General features: G+C 60.8%; 17 protein-coding genes. 6 read left to right on the top strand and 11 right to left on the bottom strand.

Annotated elements, in window-relative coordinates:
• The first annotated feature begins 49 nt into the window (after window positions 1–49).
• Window positions 50–1144, top strand: a complete 1095-nt coding sequence (locus tag CAF63_RS25815) for a catalase family peroxidase (RefSeq protein WP_064597803.1) — start codon at window positions 50–52, stop codon at window positions 1142–1144.
• Entirely contained in the window at window positions 1141–1686 is a 546-nt protein-coding gene (locus tag CAF63_RS25810; RefSeq protein WP_085690059.1) for a cytochrome b, read from the top strand. The genes CAF63_RS25815 and CAF63_RS25810 overlap by 4 nt, the downstream gene beginning before the upstream one ends.
• A gap of 5 nt (window positions 1687–1691) precedes the next feature.
• Here the strand turns inward: CAF63_RS25810 and CAF63_RS25805 are convergent, their stop codons facing one another.
• Window positions 1692–2900 (bottom strand): MFS transporter, encoded by a 1209-nt coding sequence (locus tag CAF63_RS25805; RefSeq protein ID WP_085690057.1) that lies wholly within the window; start codon window positions 2898–2900, stop codon window positions 1692–1694.
• A 146-nt stretch (window positions 2901–3046) separates the two neighbouring features.
• Window positions 3047–4198, bottom strand: coding sequence for a M14-type cytosolic carboxypeptidase (locus CAF63_RS25800; protein WP_085690055.1), 1152 nt, complete (start codon window positions 4196–4198; stop codon window positions 3047–3049).
• A gap of 96 nt (window positions 4199–4294) precedes the next feature.
• On the opposite strand from CAF63_RS25800, the gene CAF63_RS28660 reads away from it, so the two are divergent.
• Entirely contained in the window at window positions 4295–4516 is a 222-nt protein-coding gene (locus tag CAF63_RS28660) for a hypothetical protein (protein WP_143492493.1), read from the top strand.
• 158 nt (window positions 4517–4674) lie between these two features.
• Here the strand turns inward: CAF63_RS28660 and CAF63_RS25795 are convergent, their stop codons facing one another.
• The gene (locus CAF63_RS25795; protein ID WP_007951520.1) at window positions 4675–5013 is read right to left on the bottom strand and encodes a DUF6124 family protein; all 339 of its coding nucleotides are present in this window, start codon (window positions 5011–5013) and stop codon (window positions 4675–4677) included.
• A 129-nt stretch (window positions 5014–5142) separates the two neighbouring features.
• Here CAF63_RS25795 and CAF63_RS25790 point away from each other — a divergent pair, with 129 nt between their 5' ends.
• Window positions 5143–5799, top strand: a complete 657-nt coding sequence (locus tag CAF63_RS25790) for a LexA family transcriptional regulator (RefSeq protein ID WP_085690118.1) — start codon at window positions 5143–5145, stop codon at window positions 5797–5799.
• A 39-nt stretch (window positions 5800–5838) separates the two neighbouring features.
• On the opposite strand, the gene CAF63_RS25785 is transcribed toward CAF63_RS25790, so the two are convergent.
• The 4 genes from CAF63_RS25785 to CAF63_RS25770 are packed head-to-tail and all read right to left on the bottom strand — an operon-like array spanning window position 5839 to window position 11400.
• Window positions 5839–7788: an acetyl/propionyl/methylcrotonyl-CoA carboxylase subunit alpha gene (locus CAF63_RS25785; protein ID WP_085690053.1), complete on the bottom strand. Its 1950-nt coding sequence runs from the start codon at window positions 7786–7788 to the stop codon at window positions 5839–5841.
• The gene (locus tag CAF63_RS25780) at window positions 7788–8603 is read right to left on the bottom strand and encodes a gamma-carboxygeranoyl-CoA hydratase (RefSeq protein ID WP_085690051.1); all 816 of its coding nucleotides are present in this window, start codon (window positions 8601–8603) and stop codon (window positions 7788–7790) included. Before CAF63_RS25780 ends, CAF63_RS25785 begins: the two co-directional genes overlap by 1 nt.
• A gap of 13 nt (window positions 8604–8616) precedes the next feature.
• Window positions 8617–10224 (bottom strand): carboxyl transferase domain-containing protein, encoded by a 1608-nt coding sequence (locus tag CAF63_RS25775; RefSeq protein ID WP_085690049.1) that lies wholly within the window; start codon window positions 10222–10224, stop codon window positions 8617–8619.
• Between the two features lie 12 nt (window positions 10225–10236).
• Window positions 10237–11400, bottom strand: a complete 1164-nt coding sequence (locus tag CAF63_RS25770) for an isovaleryl-CoA dehydrogenase (RefSeq protein ID WP_085690047.1) — start codon at window positions 11398–11400, stop codon at window positions 10237–10239.
• Between the two features lie 200 nt (window positions 11401–11600).
• Between CAF63_RS25770 and CAF63_RS25765 the strand changes: the two genes are divergently transcribed.
• The gene (locus CAF63_RS25765) at window positions 11601–13298 is read left to right on the top strand and encodes an AMP-binding protein (protein ID WP_085690045.1); all 1698 of its coding nucleotides are present in this window, start codon (window positions 11601–11603) and stop codon (window positions 13296–13298) included.
• Between the two features lie 667 nt (window positions 13299–13965).
• On the opposite strand, the gene CAF63_RS25760 is transcribed toward CAF63_RS25765, so the two are convergent.
• The 3 genes from CAF63_RS25760 to CAF63_RS25750 all read right to left on the bottom strand — a co-directional run bounded on the left by CAF63_RS25760 (window position 13966) and on the right by CAF63_RS25750 (window position 16412).
• Window positions 13966–14865: a hydroxymethylglutaryl-CoA lyase gene (locus CAF63_RS25760; protein WP_085690043.1), complete on the bottom strand. Its 900-nt coding sequence runs from the start codon at window positions 14863–14865 to the stop codon at window positions 13966–13968.
• Window positions 14866–15010: 145 nt separating this feature from the next.
• The gene (locus CAF63_RS25755; RefSeq protein ID WP_085690041.1) at window positions 15011–15412 is read right to left on the bottom strand and encodes a MerR family DNA-binding transcriptional regulator; all 402 of its coding nucleotides are present in this window, start codon (window positions 15410–15412) and stop codon (window positions 15011–15013) included.
• Window positions 15413–15467: 55 nt separating this feature from the next.
• Window positions 15468–16412, bottom strand: coding sequence for a LysR family transcriptional regulator (locus tag CAF63_RS25750; RefSeq protein ID WP_085690039.1), 945 nt, complete (start codon window positions 16410–16412; stop codon window positions 15468–15470).
• A gap of 189 nt (window positions 16413–16601) precedes the next feature.
• Here CAF63_RS25750 and CAF63_RS25745 point away from each other — a divergent pair, with 189 nt between their 5' ends.
• On the top strand, window positions 16602–17831 hold the full coding sequence (locus tag CAF63_RS25745; protein ID WP_041075051.1) for an acyl-CoA dehydrogenase: 1230 nt from the start codon (window positions 16602–16604) through the stop codon (window positions 17829–17831).
• A gap of 158 nt (window positions 17832–17989) precedes the next feature.
• Here the strand turns inward: CAF63_RS25745 and CAF63_RS25740 are convergent, their stop codons facing one another.
• A complete protein-coding gene (locus tag CAF63_RS25740; protein WP_085690116.1) occupies window positions 17990–19324 on the bottom strand; it encodes a substrate-binding domain-containing protein in 1335 nt (444 codons plus the stop codon).
• Between the last annotated feature and the right edge of the window lie 86 nt (window positions 19325–19410).

The raw sequence follows: 19410 nt of genomic DNA, 5'->3' as shown, positions 1-19410 counted from the left end.
GCGTCTTGCTGATTCTTCCTAATTGTGGCCGATGGCCCTGGAGTGCTTCATGGTTGATCGCAGTTCATCGCCCGGCGGGCCACAACGCCCGCCACTGAGTGCCGCGAGCCTGGTGTTGCGGCTTGGCGGAATCGCCGTGGTGGTCGCAGCCCTGGCCGGGGCGTTTGCCTACGTTCATGGTTCATTTGACCCACAACGTCTGACGCCGAAAGCGTTGGTCGATGTGCTGGAAAAGAACAACGGCGTGCATCCCGGCTTTCGCCGCAATCACGCCAAAGGTGTTTGCGTGATCGGACATTTCGAGAGCAGCGGCGAGGCTCGCTCGTATTCTGTCGCGCAAGTGTTCAACGAGCCGCGCACCCCGGTGGTCGGGCGCTTTGCGTTGCCGGCCGGCAGTCCGTATGCGCCGGACAGCGCCGTACCGATACGAAGTCTGGCGCTGCGTTTCACTCAGGCCAACGGCCAGCAGTGGCGCACCGGGATGAACAGCATGCCGGTGTTCCCGGTCGGCACGCCCGAGGCGTTCTATCAGTTGCAGCAGGCGCAATCGCCGGATCCCGCCACCGGTAAACCGGATCCGACCAAGGTGCCGGCATTTTTTGCCTCACACCCGGAAGCCGTGCCGTTTCTGACCTGGATTAAAACCGCCAAACCTTCGGCCAGTTACGCGACGGAAACCTACAACAGCGTCAACGCGTTCTATCTGGTGGATGCCAGCGGCAAGAAGCAAGCGGTGCGCTGGAGCATGACGCCGCTGGCCCAGGACGCCGCCGGTGCGACCGCGCCTGAAGGTAGCGACTTCCTTGAGAAGGATCTGGTGCAGCGCCTGGCCGAAGGGCCGCTGCGCTTTCAGTTGAACATCACCTTGGCCAACGCCGACGATCCGGTGAACGACGCGAGCAAAACCTGGCCCGCCGGCCGCAAAGTGTTGAACGCCGGCACTCTGGTACTGGAAAAGACCCAACCGCAGCTCAGCGGTGAATGCCGTGACATCAACTACGATCCGCTGGTGCTGCCGGCCGGCATTCAGGGTTCCGACGATCCGTTGCTGGCCGCGCGCTCGGCCGGTTACGCCGATTCCTACCTGCGTCGCACCAGCGAAGTCAGCCAACTGCCGACCGGCAAAAAGGAGGCTCGCCCATGAGCACGCAACCGACTCATTTCAATCCGCTGGCGCGCTTGCTGCACTGGTTGATGGCGTTGATGATCATCGCGATGTTGTTCATCGGTGCCGGCATGGTGACCTCGGTGTCGGCGCGGCATGAATGGTTGATCAATCTGCACAAACCGTTGGGTATCGCGATTCTGTTGCTGGTGATCGTGCGCATTCTGGTGCGACTGGGCACCCGTCAGCCGCCGCTGCCTGCGGATCTGCCGGGCTGGCAAGTGCTGGCGGCCAAGGCCTCTCATCTGTTGCTGTACGCGCTGATGCTGGTGTTGCCGCTGCTGGGCTGGGCGATGATCAGCGCGGCGGGGGATCCGGTGATGCTCGGCACGTCGCTGCAATTGCCGTCGATCGTGCCGGCGGATGCGCAGGTGTTCGCGTTGCTGCGCAAGGCTCACGGGTATCTGGCGTATCTGCTGTTCCTGACCGTGCTGCTGCATCTGGCGGCGGCGCTGTTCCATGGCTGGGTGCGCCGCGACGAAGTGCTCGACAGCATGCTGCGGGGACGCAATCGCGGTTGATTGTGTCAGTCCGACGTGGCGAGGGCGCAAGCAGCCTCGCCACGTTTCGGTTTGGCCACGGTGCTCCACCAATAAAACAGCGCGACCGTGTTGATTGCGGCACCCAGCCAGCAAACGCCCGGCCATCCTGCCCAGGCGTACATGGCCGTTGCAGCGATTGAGCCCAAGGCGCTGCCAATCGAATAAAACAGCATATAGCCGGCAGTCAGTCGACTCTGCGCCTCCGGGCGGACGCTGTAGATCATGCTCTGGCTGGTAACGTGCACGGCCTGCAAGCCCAGATCCAGGGTGATGACGCCAAGCAGCAGTGCCCATAACGAAGTTTGGGTGAGTGCGATTGGCAGCCACGAGCCCAGCATCAGCAGCAGCGACAGGCCGCTCACCCACTGTCCCCATCCTCGATCCGCCAAGTGACCGGCTCTGGCAGCGGCCAGTGCGCCTGCCGCGCCGGCAAGTCCGAACAATCCGATTTCGCTGTGGGAAAGCGACAACGGCGGGGCGGACAGCGGCAACACCATCGGCGTCCACAGCACCATGGCGCTGGCGAAGGTGAGCAGGGCGAGGATTGCTCGTTGACGCAGCACCGGTTCCTCACGAAACAGGCTGAACACTGAAGCGATCAGTGCCACGTAATGCGTGGTCGGCCGAGTTTCTTCATCCTTGGGCAACACCCGAAACAGCAGCGCGGCCATCACCAGCGTCAATCCCGCCGACAGCAGGTAGATCGAGCGCCAGCCGGCCAGATCGGCCATGCCGCCAGCCACCGTGCGCGCGAGCAAAATGCCGACGACGATGCCGCTGGTGATCACGCCCACAACCTTTCCGCGTTGTGCCGGGACGGCCAGGGTTGCCGCGTAGGCGACCAACACCTGGGTGACCACGGCAAGCAGGCCGGTCAGGGTGACGCCGATCAGCAGCCAGGCGCTGTTCCAGGCCAAGGCGATCATCAGCAACGCAGCGGCGGACAACAGCGTTTGTGTGACGATCAGCCGCCGGCGATTGAGCAGGTCGCCGAGGGGCACGAGCAATAACAGCCCGAGGCCGTAACCGACCTGGGTCAGCGTCATGACGATGCCGATGCCGCCCGGCGACAGACCGAAGGCGTCGGCCATCGCATCCAGCAGCGGCTGGGCGTAATACACGTTGCCCACCGCGAGGCCGCAAGCGATGGCAAAAAGCAGCACGACACCTTTATCGAGTGTTGCAGTTTTCATGTCCCGGATCCTTTCAGGTTTCAAGTTGAAACTTGATTGACGGTAAGTAATCCAGTTTTGATTTGCAACCTGATTGGGTAAAAGTCGGCACAAAAAAAAGATCGCAGACAGGCTGCGATCTTTCGTGAAGCGACAATCAGGGGCGATCAGCGCAGGGTGTCGACCATGTCCGCGATGGTGGTCAGCACGTCCTTGCCCAGTTGCTTGGAACGCTTGCCCGACCAGCCGGTGAGCGGGTTCGGTGCGTCATCGTGATCCTTGAACGGCATTTCCAGGGTCAGCGACAGGCAGTCGAATTTCTGGCCGACGCTGTTGCAGGCCAGGGTCATGTTTGCCTGGCCCGGTTCGTCGCGGGTATAGCCGTACTTGGTCTGGAAGTCTTTGGTGGTGTGCTTCAGGTGGCTGCGGAAGTGCTCTTCGAGCTTCTCCAGGCGCGGGGTGTAGCCCGGATTGCCTTCGCAGCCGGCGGTGAACACGTGGGGGATTTCTTCGTCGCCGTGTACGTCGAGGAACAGATCGACGCCGTACTTTTCCATCTGCTGTTGTACGAAAAGTACTTCAGGGCTGATTTCCTGACTGGCGTTCTGCCAGGCGCGGTTCAGGTCCTGTCCCATGGCGTTGGTGCGCAGATGGCCATGGAAAGCGCCGTCCGGATTCATGTTCGGCACCAGATACAGATCGGCGCTGTCCAGCAGTTTGTTCAGCACCGGATCGTCATTATGTTCCAGACGTTCGATCACGCCTTCCATGAACCACTCGGCCATGTGTTCGCCGGGATGCTGCTGGGCGATGATCCAGATTTTGCGTCGTCCTTCGGCGCCGGTGCCCTTGCGAAGCAGCTGGATGTCGCGGCCTTCGACGCTTTTACCGGTGGCCAGCAATTCGGTGCCGGCCTTGGTCAGCGCTTGTTCGATCAGCCAGTCATGACGGCCACGGCTGTAGGGTTCGAAGTAGGCGAACCAGGCGTGGGTCTGCTCGGCTTCAAGGCAGAAGCGCAGGCTGTCGCCTTCGAACTGGGTCGGAATGCGGAACCAGTTGACGTGATCGTAAGAGGCGACCGCCTGATAGCCGGTCCAGGCCTTGTTATAGGAGGACTGGCTGGCGTTGACCAGGCGGAACCAGTGTTCCTGATGAACATGCAGGCCGCTGGCCTTGAAGTGGAACCACTGGAAGTGGGCGCTGCGGGTATCTGGGCGAATGGCCAGAACCGGACTGAGCGGGTTGCTGATATCGATGACTTGGATGTTGCCGCTGTCGAAGTTGGCGCTGATGTCGAACGAAGATTTGGCCACGGTCATAATCGGTTCCTGAATATGATTTATGGCGGCTACTTTACACGCAAGACAGGGGTGAAACCGAGGGAAATTGCGGGTTGTGGCGGGGGGGCGTCCTCCATGACGCGGATGCAGCTTAGTGGCTGTGCGATTGATTCTCAAGTGCTAATTGGCATTACTTTGCCCCAATGTGGCCGGGGTTCGCTTGCCAAGCAATATTCTTTTGATATTATCCGCGCCATCGAATTTGCGGCACCCAAAGACTTCATTAGCCTGAAGCCACAAGCCAGAAAACTGGCAAAAAAAGACCCGGCAAAAAGCCGGGTCAAAAACCGTGATTAGCCTGATGAGGAGATAGTCCAGAAGACCGACCTAAGGTCTCTGGTCCATCGACTGATCTCGCGACCAGCTGCTTGCAATAATAATCATTATCATTTGCAAGTCAAATGTTTTTATCTGCGCGATTGGAAAATTCTTTCCCGTCCGTCCGAACTCCCGTCTCAGCGAACCGCGCCATCGAGCGAGTGATCGACCATCGCCCGCGCCATGTCCACCATGTGCACGACCGAAAACGCCAGATCCCGACTCACGCCCTGCAAGCCGTCCGCCGCCTTGAACGCCGTAGCCGCTGCGCATCGCAGCAGATCGGAGGCGTGGACCAGGGATTCTTCGCCACTCAGATTGCTGTTCACGCCGAAAAAGCGCTCGTCCACTTCCGGTTCTGACACCGCTGGTTTCAAGTAATAGTCCAACGCCCGCTGCGCAGCGGCGCACCCTTGCGGAGACGTAAAGGTGGTGTCCATTTGCAGGTCGGGCAAGTCTTTGCTGGTGATATTCATGGTGAAAGGTCACTCCTTGGTCGATTCAAATCCGTGACTCAAGCATAGTACTATCGGTATTTGTGACCAGAATTTAAATACTACAATATGTGTTTTGCCGGCCGCAGGCGTCCACGTATGGTGCCGCACATGGATAAATGGATTGAGTTGGTCAAGGCCAAAATGAGTGAACTCAACGTCACTCAAGTCGAGCTCGGCGAGCGCGTCGGCATGTCTCAGGGCGGTATCGGCCATTGGCTGAACAAGCGCCGCGAGCCCGGCATCACGCAGATGAACCGCGTGCTGAAAGCGCTGGGCATGGAGTATCTCGAGGTCGCGGTGGTGATTCGTGAACCGCAGATCGATGCGGATGACGAAATGCCCCTGGCGCAGAAGTACAACCCTTACTTTCGCTATCCGGTCAGCGAGTGGAATGTGCCGATCGAGGCCCGTGAGAGCCAGCCAGCGTATTCGAGTGCCAAGGACAAGCGACGTTTCGAGTTGACGGATTATCATGCCCGCGGCCCGGCGTTCTGGCTCACGGTGATGGGGAATGCGATGACCGCGCCCACCGGGCAGAGCATCGGCGAGGGGATGATGATACTGGTGGACCCGGCACTGGAACCCGAGCCCGGCAAACTGGTGATCGCCCAGTGGCCGGACAGTGACGAGGCGATTTTCCGCAAGCTGATCGAAGAGGGCGGTCAGCGTTACCTGGTGCCGCTCAATCCAACCTGGCCGAAAGCCTTGTTGACCGACGAGTGCCGAATTATCGGCGTCGTGGTTCAGGCCACGGCCAAATACTAGTCAGATCGATCCTCGCCAGGCGTAGGATCGATCCATTTTTCACGCTTCTTCCAGTTCGACCAGTGCACTGCCTTCGCTGACCATTTCGCCTTCCTGGCAATACAGCGCCTTGATCACGCCGGCGTGGGGCGCGCGGATGCTGTGCTCCATTTTCATCGCTTCCAGCACCACCAATTGAGCGCCGGCCTCAACCGATTGACCGGCCTCCACCAGCACCCGCACGATGCTGCCGTTCATCGGCGCCGTCAGACCGCCCTGATGGCTGTGACTGGCTTCGACAGCGCTGATCGGGTCGTACGTTTCAACGCGTCGCAACTCGCCGTCCCATTGCAGATACAGAACCTCTCCACGACGAATCGCACGCAGCTGTCGACGCAAACCATCACGCTCAATCACTAATTGCTCGCCGATCAGTTTTGCATTGCCGCCAGCACCGAGCGTCAACGCCCGATCCTGCCCCTCGCAACTCAAATGCAGTGTGATTTCACGTGGCAACCCCGCGCGCAAACCACTGTGGAGCGCCCAAGGCGAGGCCGGATCATCCGCCCGAGCCATCCCCGGCAAACTCTGCGCAAAAGCCTGCGCTGTCGCATCCCAGAATTCGTCGCTCAGCGCGACAGGCGCTGGCAGTAGCTGTTCCTGATAACGCGGAATGAACCCGGTATCCAGCTCCGCCGCCGCAAACGCCGGATGACCGATGATCCGTCGCAGGAAGTTGATGTTGGTCTTCAGCCCGCCAATCGCGAACTCATCGAGCATGCTCAGCAGCCGCAACCGCGCCTGCTCACGATCTTCGCCCCAGGCAATCAGTTTGCCGAGCATCGGGTCATAGAACGGCGAAATTTCATCGCCTTCCTCAACCCCGCTGTCCACACGGCGCCCCGGTCCTGCGGCGGATTCGCGATACAGATCCAGACGCCCGGTCGCCGGCAGGAAATCGTTCGACGGATCTTCCGCATACAACCGCACTTCAATCGCATGCCCGTTGAGCGGCACTTGATCCTGAGTGATCGGCAGCGCTTCGCCACGGGCAACGCGAATCTGCCAGGCCACCAGATCGAGCCCGGTGATGGCTTCGGTCACCGGGTGCTCGACCTGCAACCGCGTGTTCATCTCCATGAAGAAGAACTCGCCGCGAGCGTCCAGCAAAAACTCCACCGTGCCAGCGCCGACATAACCGATGGCCTGCGCCGAACGCACAGCCGCTTCGCCCATCGCACGACGCAGTTCCGGGCTCAAACCCGGTGCCGGCGCCTCTTCGACAACCTTCTGATGCCGACGCTGAATCGAGCAGTCGCGCTCGTTCAGGTACAGGCAATTGCCATGCTGATCGGCAAACACCTGGATTTCCACATGGCGCGGCTTGAGCAGGTATTTCTCCACCAGCATCCGCGAATCGCCGAACGACGACTGCGCTTCTCGCTGAGCCGAGGCGAGGGCTTCAGCCAGTTGGCTGACGTCTTCAACGACCTTCATGCCTTTACCACCACCGCCGGCGGTGGCCTTGAGCAGCACCGGATAACCGATGCGCTCGCAAGCATCGCGGAAGGTGTCGAGATCCTGCGCCTCACCGTGATAACCCGGCACCAGCGGCACGCCGGCAGTTTCCATCAGGGCCTTGGCGGCAGATTTGCTGCCCATCGCATCGATGGCCGAGGCGGGCGGGCCGAGGAAAATCAGGCCTGCGGCTTCAATGGCACGGGCAAAACCAGCGTTTTCCGAAAGAAAACCGTAACCCGGATGAATCGCTTGAGCGCCGCTGGTCTTGGCCGCCGCGATCAGTTTGTCGATTTGCAGGTAACTGTCGGCCGCTTTGCTGCCGCCCAGATCGACACGGATATCCGCTTCGCGGCTGTGCCGCGCTTCACGGTCGGTCGCGCTGTGCACGGCGACGGTGGTCATGCCCAGCGCCTTGGCGGTACGCATGACCCGGCAAGCGATTTCGCCACGGTTGGCCACCAGCAGGGTGGTGAGAACAGGTGCGCTCATCAACGCGGCTCCTTGGTGGTGGTTGCGGCTTGCCAGCTCGGTGGACGCTTCTGCAAAAAGGCTCGCAAGCCTTCCTGGCCTTCCGGGCTGACGCGGATGCGGGCGATGGCGTTTTCGGTGTAGCGGCGCAGGGCCGGCGTCAGCGCGCCGTTGCCGACTTCACGCAGCAGATCCTTGCTGGCGCGCATGGCGGCGGGGCTGTTGAGCAGCAGGTTGTCGATCCATTGCTCGACTTTCTGTTCAAGCTCGGTTGCCGGATAGCTTTCCGACAACAAACCGATTTCCCGCGCCCGCTGTCCGCCGAATCGCTCGGCCGTCAGCGCATAACGCCGCGCCGCCCGTTCGCCGATGGCTTGCACCACGAACGGGCTGATCACCGCTGGCGCCAGGCCAATGCGCACTTCCGACAGGCAGAACTGCGCGTCGTCCGCGCCAATCGCCATGTCGCAGCAACTGATCAGACCCAGCGCGCCGCCGAACGCCGCGCCTTGCACCACGGCCACGGTCGGGATTTTCAGTTTGGCGAGGTTGTACATCAGCTCCGCCAGTTCCCGGGCGTCGTCGAGGTTGGTGTGGTAATCGAGTTCGGCCGATTGCTGCATCCAGGCCAGATCCGCGCCGGCGCTGAAGTGTTTGCCGCGTCCGCGCACCAGCAGGAAACGCAGGCCGGCGTCGCTGGCGACCTTGTCCAGCGCCAGAATCAGCTCGCGGATCATCTCGGCGTTGAACGCGTTGTTCTTTTCTTCGCGGCTCAGCCACAGGGTCGCGAAACCCCGTGGATCGCTCTGCAATTCGAGTGTGTTGAAGTCGCTCATGAGGTTCTCCCGATCACATCCGGAACACGCCGAAGCGGCTCGGTTCGATAGGCGCGTTCAACGACGCGGACAAGGCCAGGGCCAGCACATCGCGGGTCTGCGCCGGGTCGATGACGCCGTCGTCCCAAAGCCGTGCGCTGGAATAGTAGGGGTGTCCCTGTTCTTCGTACTGGTCGAGAATCGGTTGCTTGATCTCGCTTTCCTGCTCGGCACTGAACGCCTGACCGCTGCGTTCGGCCTGCTCGCGCTTGACCTGAACCAGCACGCCCGCCGCCTGCTCTGCCCCCATCACACCAATTCGCGCGTTCGGCCACATCCACAGGAAACGCGGATCGAAAGCCCGCCCGCACATGCCGTAGTTGCCGGCGCCGAAGCTGCCGCCGATGATCACGGTGAATTTCGGCACCTTGGCGCACGCCACAGCGGTCACCAGTTTCGCGCCGTGTTTGGCGATGCCGCCGGCCTCGTATTTCTGGCCGACCATGAAACCAGTGATGTTTTGCAGGAACAGCAGCGGAATCCCGCGCTGGCAGGCCAGTTCAATGAAGTGCGCGCCTTTTTGCGCGGCTTCGGCGAACAGGATGCCGTTGTTGGCGAGGATCGCGATCGGGTAGCCGTGCAGGTGGGCAAAGCCGCACACCAGTGTGGTGCCGAACAAGGCTTTGAATTCATCGAACACTGAGCCGTCGACCAGTCGCGCAATCACTTCACGCACATCAAATGGCTGTTTGGCGTCTGCCGAAACCACGCCGTACAACTCATCGCTGGCGTACAGCGGCGCAATCGGCGCGCGCTGCTGCACTTCGCCGAGCTTGCGCCAGTTGAGATTGGCGACGCTGCGGCGGGCGAGGGCGAGGGCGTGCTCGTCGCTTTCAGCGTAATGGTCGGCGACCCCGGAAATCTTGCAATGCACGTCGGCCCCGCCGAGGTCTTCGGCGCTGACCACTTCACCGGTCGCGGCTTTCACCAAGGGCGGGCCGGCGAGGAAAATCGTCGCCTGATTGCGCACCATGATTGCTTCGTCCGCCATCGCCGGCACATAAGCGCCGCCAGCGGTGCACGATCCCATGACCACGGCAATCTGCGGAATGCCCATGGCGCTCATGTTGGCCTGGTTGAAGAAGATCCGCCCGAAATGCTCGCGATCCGGGAACACTTCGTCCTGACGCGGCAGGTTGGCGCCGCCCGAGTCCACCAGATAAATGCATGGCAGACGGTTCTGCTGGGCGATGGTCTGGGCGCGCAGGTGTTTTTTCACGGTCAGCGGGTAGTACGAGCCACCTTTCACCGTCGCGTCGTTGGCGACGATCATGCATTCGACGCCTTCCACGCGACCGATCCCGGCAATCACGCCAGCGGCTGGCACGTCCTCGCCATAAACGGTGTGGGCGGCCAACTGGCTGATTTCCAGAAACGGCGAGCCCGGATCGAGCAAGCGGTTGATCCGCTCACGCGGCAGTAGCTTGCCGCGCGAAGTGTGACGCTCCTGAGCTTTCGCGCCGCCGCCTTGGGCCACCTGGGCGAGCAGGGTGTGCAGGGCGTCGACCTGTGTGAGCATCGCCGCGCTGTTGGCGGCGAACTCCGCTGAACGAGGGTTGAGCTGGGTATGCAGGATAGCCATGGACAGCTCCGTTTAGCGGGTTTCGTTGAACAGTTCGCGACCGATCAGCATGCGACGGATCTCACTGGTGCCGGCGCCGATTTCGTACAGCTTGGCGTCACGCAACAGACGGCCGGCCGGGAATTCGTTGATGTAACCGTTACCGCCGAGAATCTGGATTGCATCCAGGGCCATTTGCGTAGCGCGTTCGGCGGTGTAGAGGATCACGCCGGCGGCGTCCTTGCGCGTGGTTTCGTTGCGCTCGCAGGCCTGGGCCACGGCGTAGAGGTAGGCACGGCTGGCGTTGAGCTGGGTGTACATGTCGGCGACTTTGCCCTGGATCAGCTGGAATTCGCCGATGCTCTGGCCGAACTGCTTGCGGTCGTGGATGTACGGCACGATCAGGTCCATGCACGACTGCATGATCCCGGTCGGTCCACCGGACAGCACGACGCGCTCGTAATCGAGGCCGCTCATCAGCACTTTCACGCCACCGTTGAGCACGCCGAGGATGTTTTCTTCCGGCACTTCGACGTCATCGAAGAACAGCTCGCAAGTGTTGGAGCCGCGCATGCCGAGCTTGTCGAACTTGTTGCTGCGGCTGAAGCCTTTCCAGTCGCGCTCGACGATGAAGGCGGTGATGCCGTGCGGGCCCTTTTCCAGATCGGTCTTGGCGTAGATCACGTAGGTATTGGCGTCGGGGCCGTTGGTGATCCAGGTCTTGCTGCCGTTGAGCACGAACCGGTCGCCGCGTTTATCGGCGCGCAGTTTCATCGAGACCACGTCGGAACCGGCATTCGGCTCGCTCATGGCGAGTGCGCCGACGTGTTCGCCGCTAATCAGTTTCGGCAGGTATTTGGCTTTCTGCTCGTGGTTGCCGTTGCGGTTGATCTGGTTCACGCAGAGATTGGAGTGGGCGCCGTAGGACAACGCCACCGAAGCCGAACCCCGGCTGATTTCTTCCATCACCACCACGTGCGCCAGGTAACCCAGGCCAGCGCCGCCGTACTCTTCCGGCACGGTGATGCCAAGCAGGCCCATGTCACCGAACTTGCGCCACAGATCAGCGGGGAACAGGTTGTCGCTGTCGATCTGCGCGGCACGCGGGGCGATCTCCTTGGCAACGAAGGACTGAACCTGATCGCGCAGCATGTCAATGGTTTCGCCGAGGGCAAAGTTCAGGGTTGGGTAGCTCATGGGTCACCTTTTGGCTTTTTTGTAGGGTGGGGAGAAGGGCGTTCAGTTCTCACCTTTACGTTAACGTAAGCCTGTGACGAATGGCTGTCAATCACCCTTTACGTTAACGTCAACTTGAGCGAGAGTAGAGCCAGTTCTGAATGGTCGGAGCTGCCGTGGCTCCGTTCCAACACCCACTAATAAAGACAATAGGGGTCGTCATGGATCAACCCAGTGCAAACCCGCAGCGCAGCTATACCCGTGGTTCCCAGGACAAAGCCTTGCTGGCGATGACCATCGGGCAGAAGTTCGACGAGACCGTCGCGCAGTACCCGGACGGCGAGGCGCTGGTGGTGCGCCATCAGCAGCAGCGTTACACCTGGCGGCAACTGGCGGAAGCAGTGGATGTTCACGCCAGAGCCCTGCTGGCGTTGGGTTTGCAGGCCGGCGACCGGCTCGGCATCTGGGCACCGAATTGCGCGCAGTGGTGCATCACACAGTTCGCCACCGCGAAGATCGGCGTGATTCTGGTCAACATCAACCCGGCCTACCGCAGCTCCGAACTCGAATACGTGCTCAAGCAATCCGGCTGCCAATGGCTGGTCTGCGCCGGGGCGTTCAAGAGCTCCAATTACCACGGCATGTTGCAAGGCTTGCTGCCGGAACTGGCCGAGCAATCCATCGGCGAACAGCGCAGCGAGCGTCTACCTGAGCTGCGCGGGTTGATCAGCCTTGATCCCCAGCCGCCTTCGGGTTTTCTCCCGTGGTCGCAACTGGCAGATCTGGCCGCCAGTGTCTCTCCAGAACAATTGCGCGAACGCAGCGACAGCCTGCACTTCGATCAGCCCGTCAACATCCAGTACACCTCCGGCACCACCGGTTTTCCCAAGGGCGCGACCCTCAGTCATTACAACATCCTCAACAACGGTTACATGGTCGGCGAAAGCCTCGGCCTGACCGCCGCCGATCGCCTGGTGATCCCGGTGCCGCTGTATCACTGCTTCGGCATGGTCATGGGCAACCTCGGCTGTATCACCCACGGCAGCACGATGATTTATCCCAACGATGCCTTCGATCCGCTGCTGACCCTGAGCACCGTCGCCGAAGAAAAAGCCACCGCGCTGTACGGCGTGCCGACCATGTTCATCGCCATGCTCGATCAGCCGCAGCGTGCCGAGTTCGACCTGTCGACCCTGCGCACCGGGATCATGGCCGGCGCAACTTGCCCGATCGAAGTGATGCGCCGGGTCATCAGCGAAATGCACATGAGTGAAGTGCAGATCGCCTACGGCATGACCGAAACCAGCCCCGTGTCCCTGCAGACCGGGCCATCCGACGAACTGGAACTGCGCGTCACTACCGTCGGCCGCACCCAGCCACAACTCGAAAGCAAAATCATCGACGAGGCCGGCAACCCAGTACCGCGCGGCACCATCGGCGAGCTGTGCACCCGTGGCTACAGCGTGATGCTCGGCTACTGGAACAACCCGACTGCCACCGCCGAAGCCATCGACGCGGCAGGCTGGATGCACACCGGCGACCTGGCGAGCATGAACGATGAGGGTTACGTGTGCATCGCCGGCCGCAACAAGGACATGATCATCCGTGGCGGCGAAAACATTTACCCGCGCGAACTGGAAGAGTTCTTCTTCACTCATCCTGCGGTGGCGGACGTGCAAGTGATCGGCATTCCCTGCTCGCGTTACGGTGAGGAAATCGTCGCCTGGATCAAATTCCATCCCGGCCACAGCGCCACCGAACAAGAGCTGCAAGCGTGGTGCAAGGAGCGCATCGCCCACTTCAAGACACCGCGTTACTTTAAATTCGTCGAGGAGTTTCCGATGACGGTGACCGGCAAGATCCAGAAATTCCGGATGCGCGAGATCAGTATCGAGGAGTTGCGAGAAAAGCAGGCCTGACAAAGATCGAATGTGGGAGCGGGCTTGCTCGCGAATGCAGTGTGCCATTCACCCAGCATATTGACTGACCTGACGCATTCGCGAGCAAGCCCGCTCCCACAAGGGGGCGGCGGTGAAAACAGGGATCGTAGACAGCACAAAGGGGAGCCGAAGCTCCCCTTTAATTTTGTCGTCGCGTGCTCTTTTTTATTATTGAGGGGCGGTCTGTTGTTGTTTTTGGCAACCGTGGCCCTTTACCGCTGTTTTTGGCGACCCCCATCCGGGGTCAAGAGCAAACGTATTTTTTTGAGCGCTGATCTGCTTTCTCGCTAAGCGATCCAACCGATTCGGGAGCTACCTGAAGGTAGTTTTATTGTTCTCTGCCCGGTTGCGGGTCATTCCGAGGAATACCCTGAAAAGCACACCTTCTCCAAAAAAATCTGTTAGCTGCGTCTCTGCCGTGTTGTTTTTGTTATGTCAGAGTCGGTACGTCTTATTTTTATTGGTTTGCTGCTTTTTATTCTTGTTATGCCATAGAGATAGCAGAAGCCGTGCCAACTTTTAGAAACCCTTGCAAATCAAAGGCTTGAGCTTTTTGAAGGATTTTTCCTTCGGGCAAAACCAGACAATTTGTTTCCGTGTTACTCGCTTGTGACCACGTTTCGCGCTCGGCGGTAACACCATCCCCTCACTGTGCGCTGCGAGCCTTGGCCACGCGCGAACCGGTCGGGCGGCCGAGCACGGCACTGATCTGCTGGCCGGCGGCAATCAAGGCGTCGAGGTCGATACCGGTCTCGATGCCCAGGCCGTTGAGCAGGTACACCACGTCTTCGGTGGCAACGTTACCGCTGGCGCCCTTGGCGTACGGGCAGCCGCCGAGGCCGGCGATCGAGCTGTCGAACACCGCGATGCCTTCCAGCAGGCTGGCGTAGATATTGGCCATGGCCTGGCCGTAGGTGTCGTGGAAGTGGCCGGCGAGTTTTTCTCGGGGCACCTGTTTCGAGACCACTTCGAACAGGTGACGGGTAGCGCCGGCGGTGCCGGTGCCGATGGTGTCACCCAGCGACACTTCATAGCAGCCCATCGCGTACAGCTCGCGGGCCACCATGGCCACTTGCTCCGGCGCGACCTCGCCTTCATAAGGGCAACCCAACACGCAGGACACGTAACCGCGCACGGTAACGCCGTGCTGTTTCGCCGACTCCATGATCGGCGCGAACCGCGCGAGGCTTTCGCTGATCGAGCAATTGATGTTGCGTTGCGAAAAGGCTTCGGACGCAGCAGCAAACACCGCAACTTCCTTGACCCCGGCCGCCAGCGCATCTTCGAAACCGCGCAGGTTCGGCGCCAGCGCGCCATAGGTCACGCCGGGCTTGCGCTGGATTTGCGCGAATACGTCGGCGGAACCGGCCATCTGCGGCACCCACTTGGGCGAAACAAAACTGCCGACTTCTATATAGCCGAGACCGGCGGCGCTAAGCGCGTCCACCAGTTGCACCTTGTCGGCGACGCTGATGGGCTGGGCTTCGTTCTGCAGGCCGTCACGCGGGCCGACTTCGATCAGGCGTACTTGGGAGGGGAGGGACATGGGCTGAACCTGCTCATTATCTGACTATATCGAGAACCCTGTGGGAGCGAGCTTGCTCGCGATAGCGGTCTGACATTCAAAAATGATGCTGACGGTCTAACCGCAATCGCGAGCAAGCTCGCTCCCACAGGGGATTGGTGTTGGCTCACTGAACTGATTGCTGACTCTTCAGCGTCTGCTCCAGCGCCTGCACGCAGCGTTCTTCGGCGGTGTCGAGTTCCAACTTCATCTGTTCGATGTCCAGCAATTGCTGCTCGAGCTGTTCCCGGCGCTCGCTGATTTTTGCCAGCATGCTGTTGAGTTGTTTGGTGTTACCGCTGGAAGGGTCGTAGAGCTCGATCAGCTCGCGGCACTCGGCCAGGGAGAAACCGATGCGCTTGCCCCGCAGGATCAGCTTCAGGCTGACCTTGTCGCGCGGCGAATAGATGCGTTCCTGGCCTCGGCGCTCGGGGCTGAGCAGGCCTTGTTCTTCATAGAAGCGGATCGCCCGGGTGGTGATGTCCAGCTCACGGGCGAGGTCGGAAATGCTGTAGGTCTGGCTGCTCATGAAAGCGCTCGAAATAAGGTCTTGGCGCTAAGCTAATGGCAGGTTGACGTATACGTCAAGTGGCGGACGCCTGCAGCTTGTCGAGCTTCTTCTCGTGCGCCGTCACTTGCTGGCACAACTCGATCATCTGCTCGCGCATCCAGCGGTTTGCCGGGTCCTGATCGGTGCTTTCGTGCCAGTACAAATGGGTTTCCACCGGCGGCACATCGTTGACCGGCAGATTGAACGCATGCAGGTCATGGCGGCGGGCGAAACGCTCCGGCACGGTCATCACCATGTCGGTCTGCTGCAACACCTGGGATGCCATCAGATAGTGCTGCGAGCGCAGGGCGATCTTGCGCTGGATGCCCATTTTGCCCAGCGCCAGATCGACATGGCCCAAGCCACTGCGACGGCTGGAAATATGAATGTGGGTCAGCGACAGGTAATCGTCGAGGGTGAATTTTTCCTTGGTCGCCAGCGGATGGCCCTTGCGCATCGCGCAGACGTAACGGTCTTCCATCAGCTTGACGTGGCGCACCTGCGGGTCGGTGTTGAGCGGCGCATCCACGGCAAAGTCGAGGCGTCCGGCGGCCAGTTCCTTGGTGGTTTCCCGGCGCTTGGACAGAAAGCTCTCGATGATCACCGTCGGCGCCAGGCGACGCAGGCGCTGGAACAGTGGCGGCAAAATCACCGCTTCGGTCAGGTCGGTCATGCTGATGCGGTAGGTCTTGACCGCTTGCGAAGGGTTGAAAATGCGGCTTTCCTGAACCGAAACCCGCAACAACGACAGCGCGTTGCGCACCGGGCCGATGATGTTCTGCGCCATGGGCGTCGGCACCATGCCTTGGGCGGTGCGTACGAAGAGCGGGTCGTTGAAGGTCTCGCGCAACCGCGCCAAGGCGTTGGACACCGCAGGCTGGGTAATGCCGACAATCTGCCCGGCGCGGGTCAGGTTGGCTTCGGTGTAGATCGCGTCGAAGACGATGAAAAGGTTGAGGTCGACCTTGCTCAGATTCATTACGCGGCTCTCTTGTTATAGGTGCTTGTTATAGATGAATGGCGCGGGTCAGGGCGGCCAGGAAAATCAACCAATCATATATCGGTGATGAATGTTTATACACGCCGAGAATAGGCTAGGTAAATTATCAACGCTGTTCTAGCATCGATTGCATGACTTAAACAACCTGCCGAAAAAAGGTAATTGCTCATGGATTTCGCTTATTCGCCCAAGGTGCAAGAACTGCGTGAGCGCGTGACCGCGTTCATGGACACTTACGTTTACCCGGCCGAAGCCGTGTTCGAACGGCAGGTTGCCGAGGGCGACCGCTGGCAGCCGACGGCGATCATGGAAGAACTCAAAGCCAAGGCAAAGGCTGAAGGGCTGTGGAATTTGTTTCTGCCTGAGTCGGAGCTCGGTGCCGGGCTGACCAACCTCGAATACGCGCCATTGGCGGAAATCATGGGCCGTTCGCTGCTCGGTCCCGAGCCGTTCAACTGCTCGGCGCCGGACACCGGCAACATGGAAGTGCTGGTGCGTTACGCCAACGAAGAACAGAAACAGCGCTGGCTCGAACCGCTGCTGCGCGGCGAGATCCGCTCGGCGTTCGCCATGACCGAGCCGGACGTTGCGTCCTCCGACGCCACCAACATGGCCGCCCGTGCCGTACGCGATGGCGACGAGTGGGTGATCAACGGCAAGAAATGGTGGACTTCCGGCGCCTGCGATCCGCGCTGCAAGATCCTGATCTTCATGGGGCTGAGCAACCCCGACGCCCCGCGTCATGCTCAGCACTCGATGATTCTGGTGCCGGTCGACACCCCCGGCGTGAAAATCGTCCGCCCGCTGCCGGTGTTCGGTTACGACGACGCACCGCATGGCCACGCCGAAGTGCTGTTCGACAACGTGCGGGTGCCGTACGAAAACGTCCTGCTCGGTGAAGGACGCGGCTTCGAAATCGCTCAGGGTCGCCTCGGCCCAGGCCGGATTCACCACTGCATGCGTTCGATCGGCATGGCCGAGCGCGCGCTGGAACTGATGTGCAAACGTTCGGTGAGCCGCACCGCGTTCGGCAAACCGCTGGCGCGTCTGGGCGGTAACGTCGACAAGATCGCCGACTCGCGGATGGAAATCGATATGGCTCGCCTGCTGACCCTGAAGGCGGCGTACATGATGGACACCGTGGGCAACAAGGTCGCCAAGAGCGAGATCGCGCAGATCAAGGTCGTCGCACCGAACGTCGCGTTGCGGGTGATCGACCGGGCGATCCAGATTCATGGCGGGGCAGGGGTGTCGAACGATTTCCCGCTGGCCTACATGTACGCCATGCAACGCACCCTGCGCCTGGCCGACGGCCCGGACGAAGTGCACCGCGCGGCAATCGGCAAGTTCGAGATCGGCAAGTATGTGCCGAAGGAAATGCTGCGCAGCGAGCGCTGATTACAGACATTCCGCGTCAGCCCTGATCGTTCCCACGCTCTGCGTGGTAACGCAGCCATGGACGCTCTGCGTCCACTGTGACGCGGAGCGTCACGGTATGCATTCCCACGCAGAGCGTGGGAACGATCAGCGTACTGCGTGGGAACGATTGGGGAGGTTCAGTAAACCCAAACCTCAACCCGCCGATTCTTGATCCTGCCCTCATCCCCGCTGTTGGTCGCCACCGGCATCAGCGCGCCAAACCCGCGCACCTCGCGTAACACCACGCCGTTTTTCACCAGCTCCCGACGTACCGCCATCGCCCGCAGCTTCGACAGCAAATCCGCCCGCGCCGGGTCGTCCTTGGCGTCGCCGAATCCCACCAGTGTTACCGCGCGGTCGGTCTTGTCGTGGTGCTTTATATAGTCGAACACCCGGGCCAGATCCTGGCGGGCCTTGTTGTCGAGGCTGGCGCTGCCTTCTTCAAAGCGGAAGTTCACGGTCAGACGCTGGGCGTGTCGGCTGAGGGATTGATAACCCTCGGGCATCAGCGCATTCGGCGTGACGGCGATGGCCTGCACAGTCTGGGCGATAAAACTGTTGGCCGCGACAATCGTCTGGCCCCGACGGCTCTGCGCAAACTCCACCAAGGCCCTGGCCCACGGATTGTTGCTGTCGGGCGGCAGATAGAAGAACAGCCGCCGCGACAGCGGATAGTCTTCGGTGGCGATCAGGCTGGCGAGCGGCAGCATCGCCTGGGATTGTCCGTCGACAATCGCCACGGCCTTGGCCTGACGCACATAGGGCAGGCCGATGAAACCGATGGCCTGCGGGTCGGCACTGACGGCGTCGGACAACTGCTCGCTGGATTCAAACCGTTTCGCGGCGTTGCTCAGCGATTTCCCACGACGGCTGAGGACAAGTTCCTTGAACGTGTCGTAGGTGCCGGACTGATCATCCCGCGCATATAAATGAATCGTCCCACCCTTGCCGCCGACGTCTTCCCACGTCTTCGCCTCGCCGCTGAAGATCCGCGCCAGTTGTTCGGTGTTCAGTTGATTCAGCGGATTGTCGGGATGGAGGATGATCGCCAGGCCATCGATGGCGATGACTTGCTCGGCGCCGGGGCTTTTCAGATCGCCCCGGGCTTGCAGGTTCAGCAGTTCGCTGTCCTTGATCGGGCGCGACGAGGCAGCCAGGTCGGCGCTGGCGTTCTTGAGTGCAGTGAATCCGGTGCTCGAACCGTGGGCGGCGATCTCCACCACGACTCTTTGGCCTTGAGCCGTGAGGCCGACGACCCGTTGCTCGTTAGCGGTGTCCGGGGTTTCGCTGTGGACTTTCAACAGCCCCTGATCTTGCAGCAGGCCTTCAACCAGCGCCGGGCCAAGCGCCGCGCCAATGGTATTGGAACCCTGGATGCGCAATACCGGGCCGTTCACGGGAATGGGCAACGCCGCAAACCCAACCTGCAGCCAGGCGCTCAGGAGAAAGACGAACAGAACACGCAGGGTCATGCCGGCACCGATTGCAGCCACGGGGATTGCCGGGGAGATTAAGTCAGGCGCATGACCAAAACATTACAGCTGAATCAATGTGGGAG

It is taken from the genome of Pseudomonas sp. B20(2017), assembly GCF_002113125.1.
In the GTDB taxonomy this organism is placed as follows: domain Bacteria; phylum Pseudomonadota; class Gammaproteobacteria; order Pseudomonadales; family Pseudomonadaceae; genus Aquipseudomonas.
The sequence above is the reverse complement of the archived record's forward strand: the minus strand, read 5'-3'. Positions and strand labels throughout refer to the sequence as shown.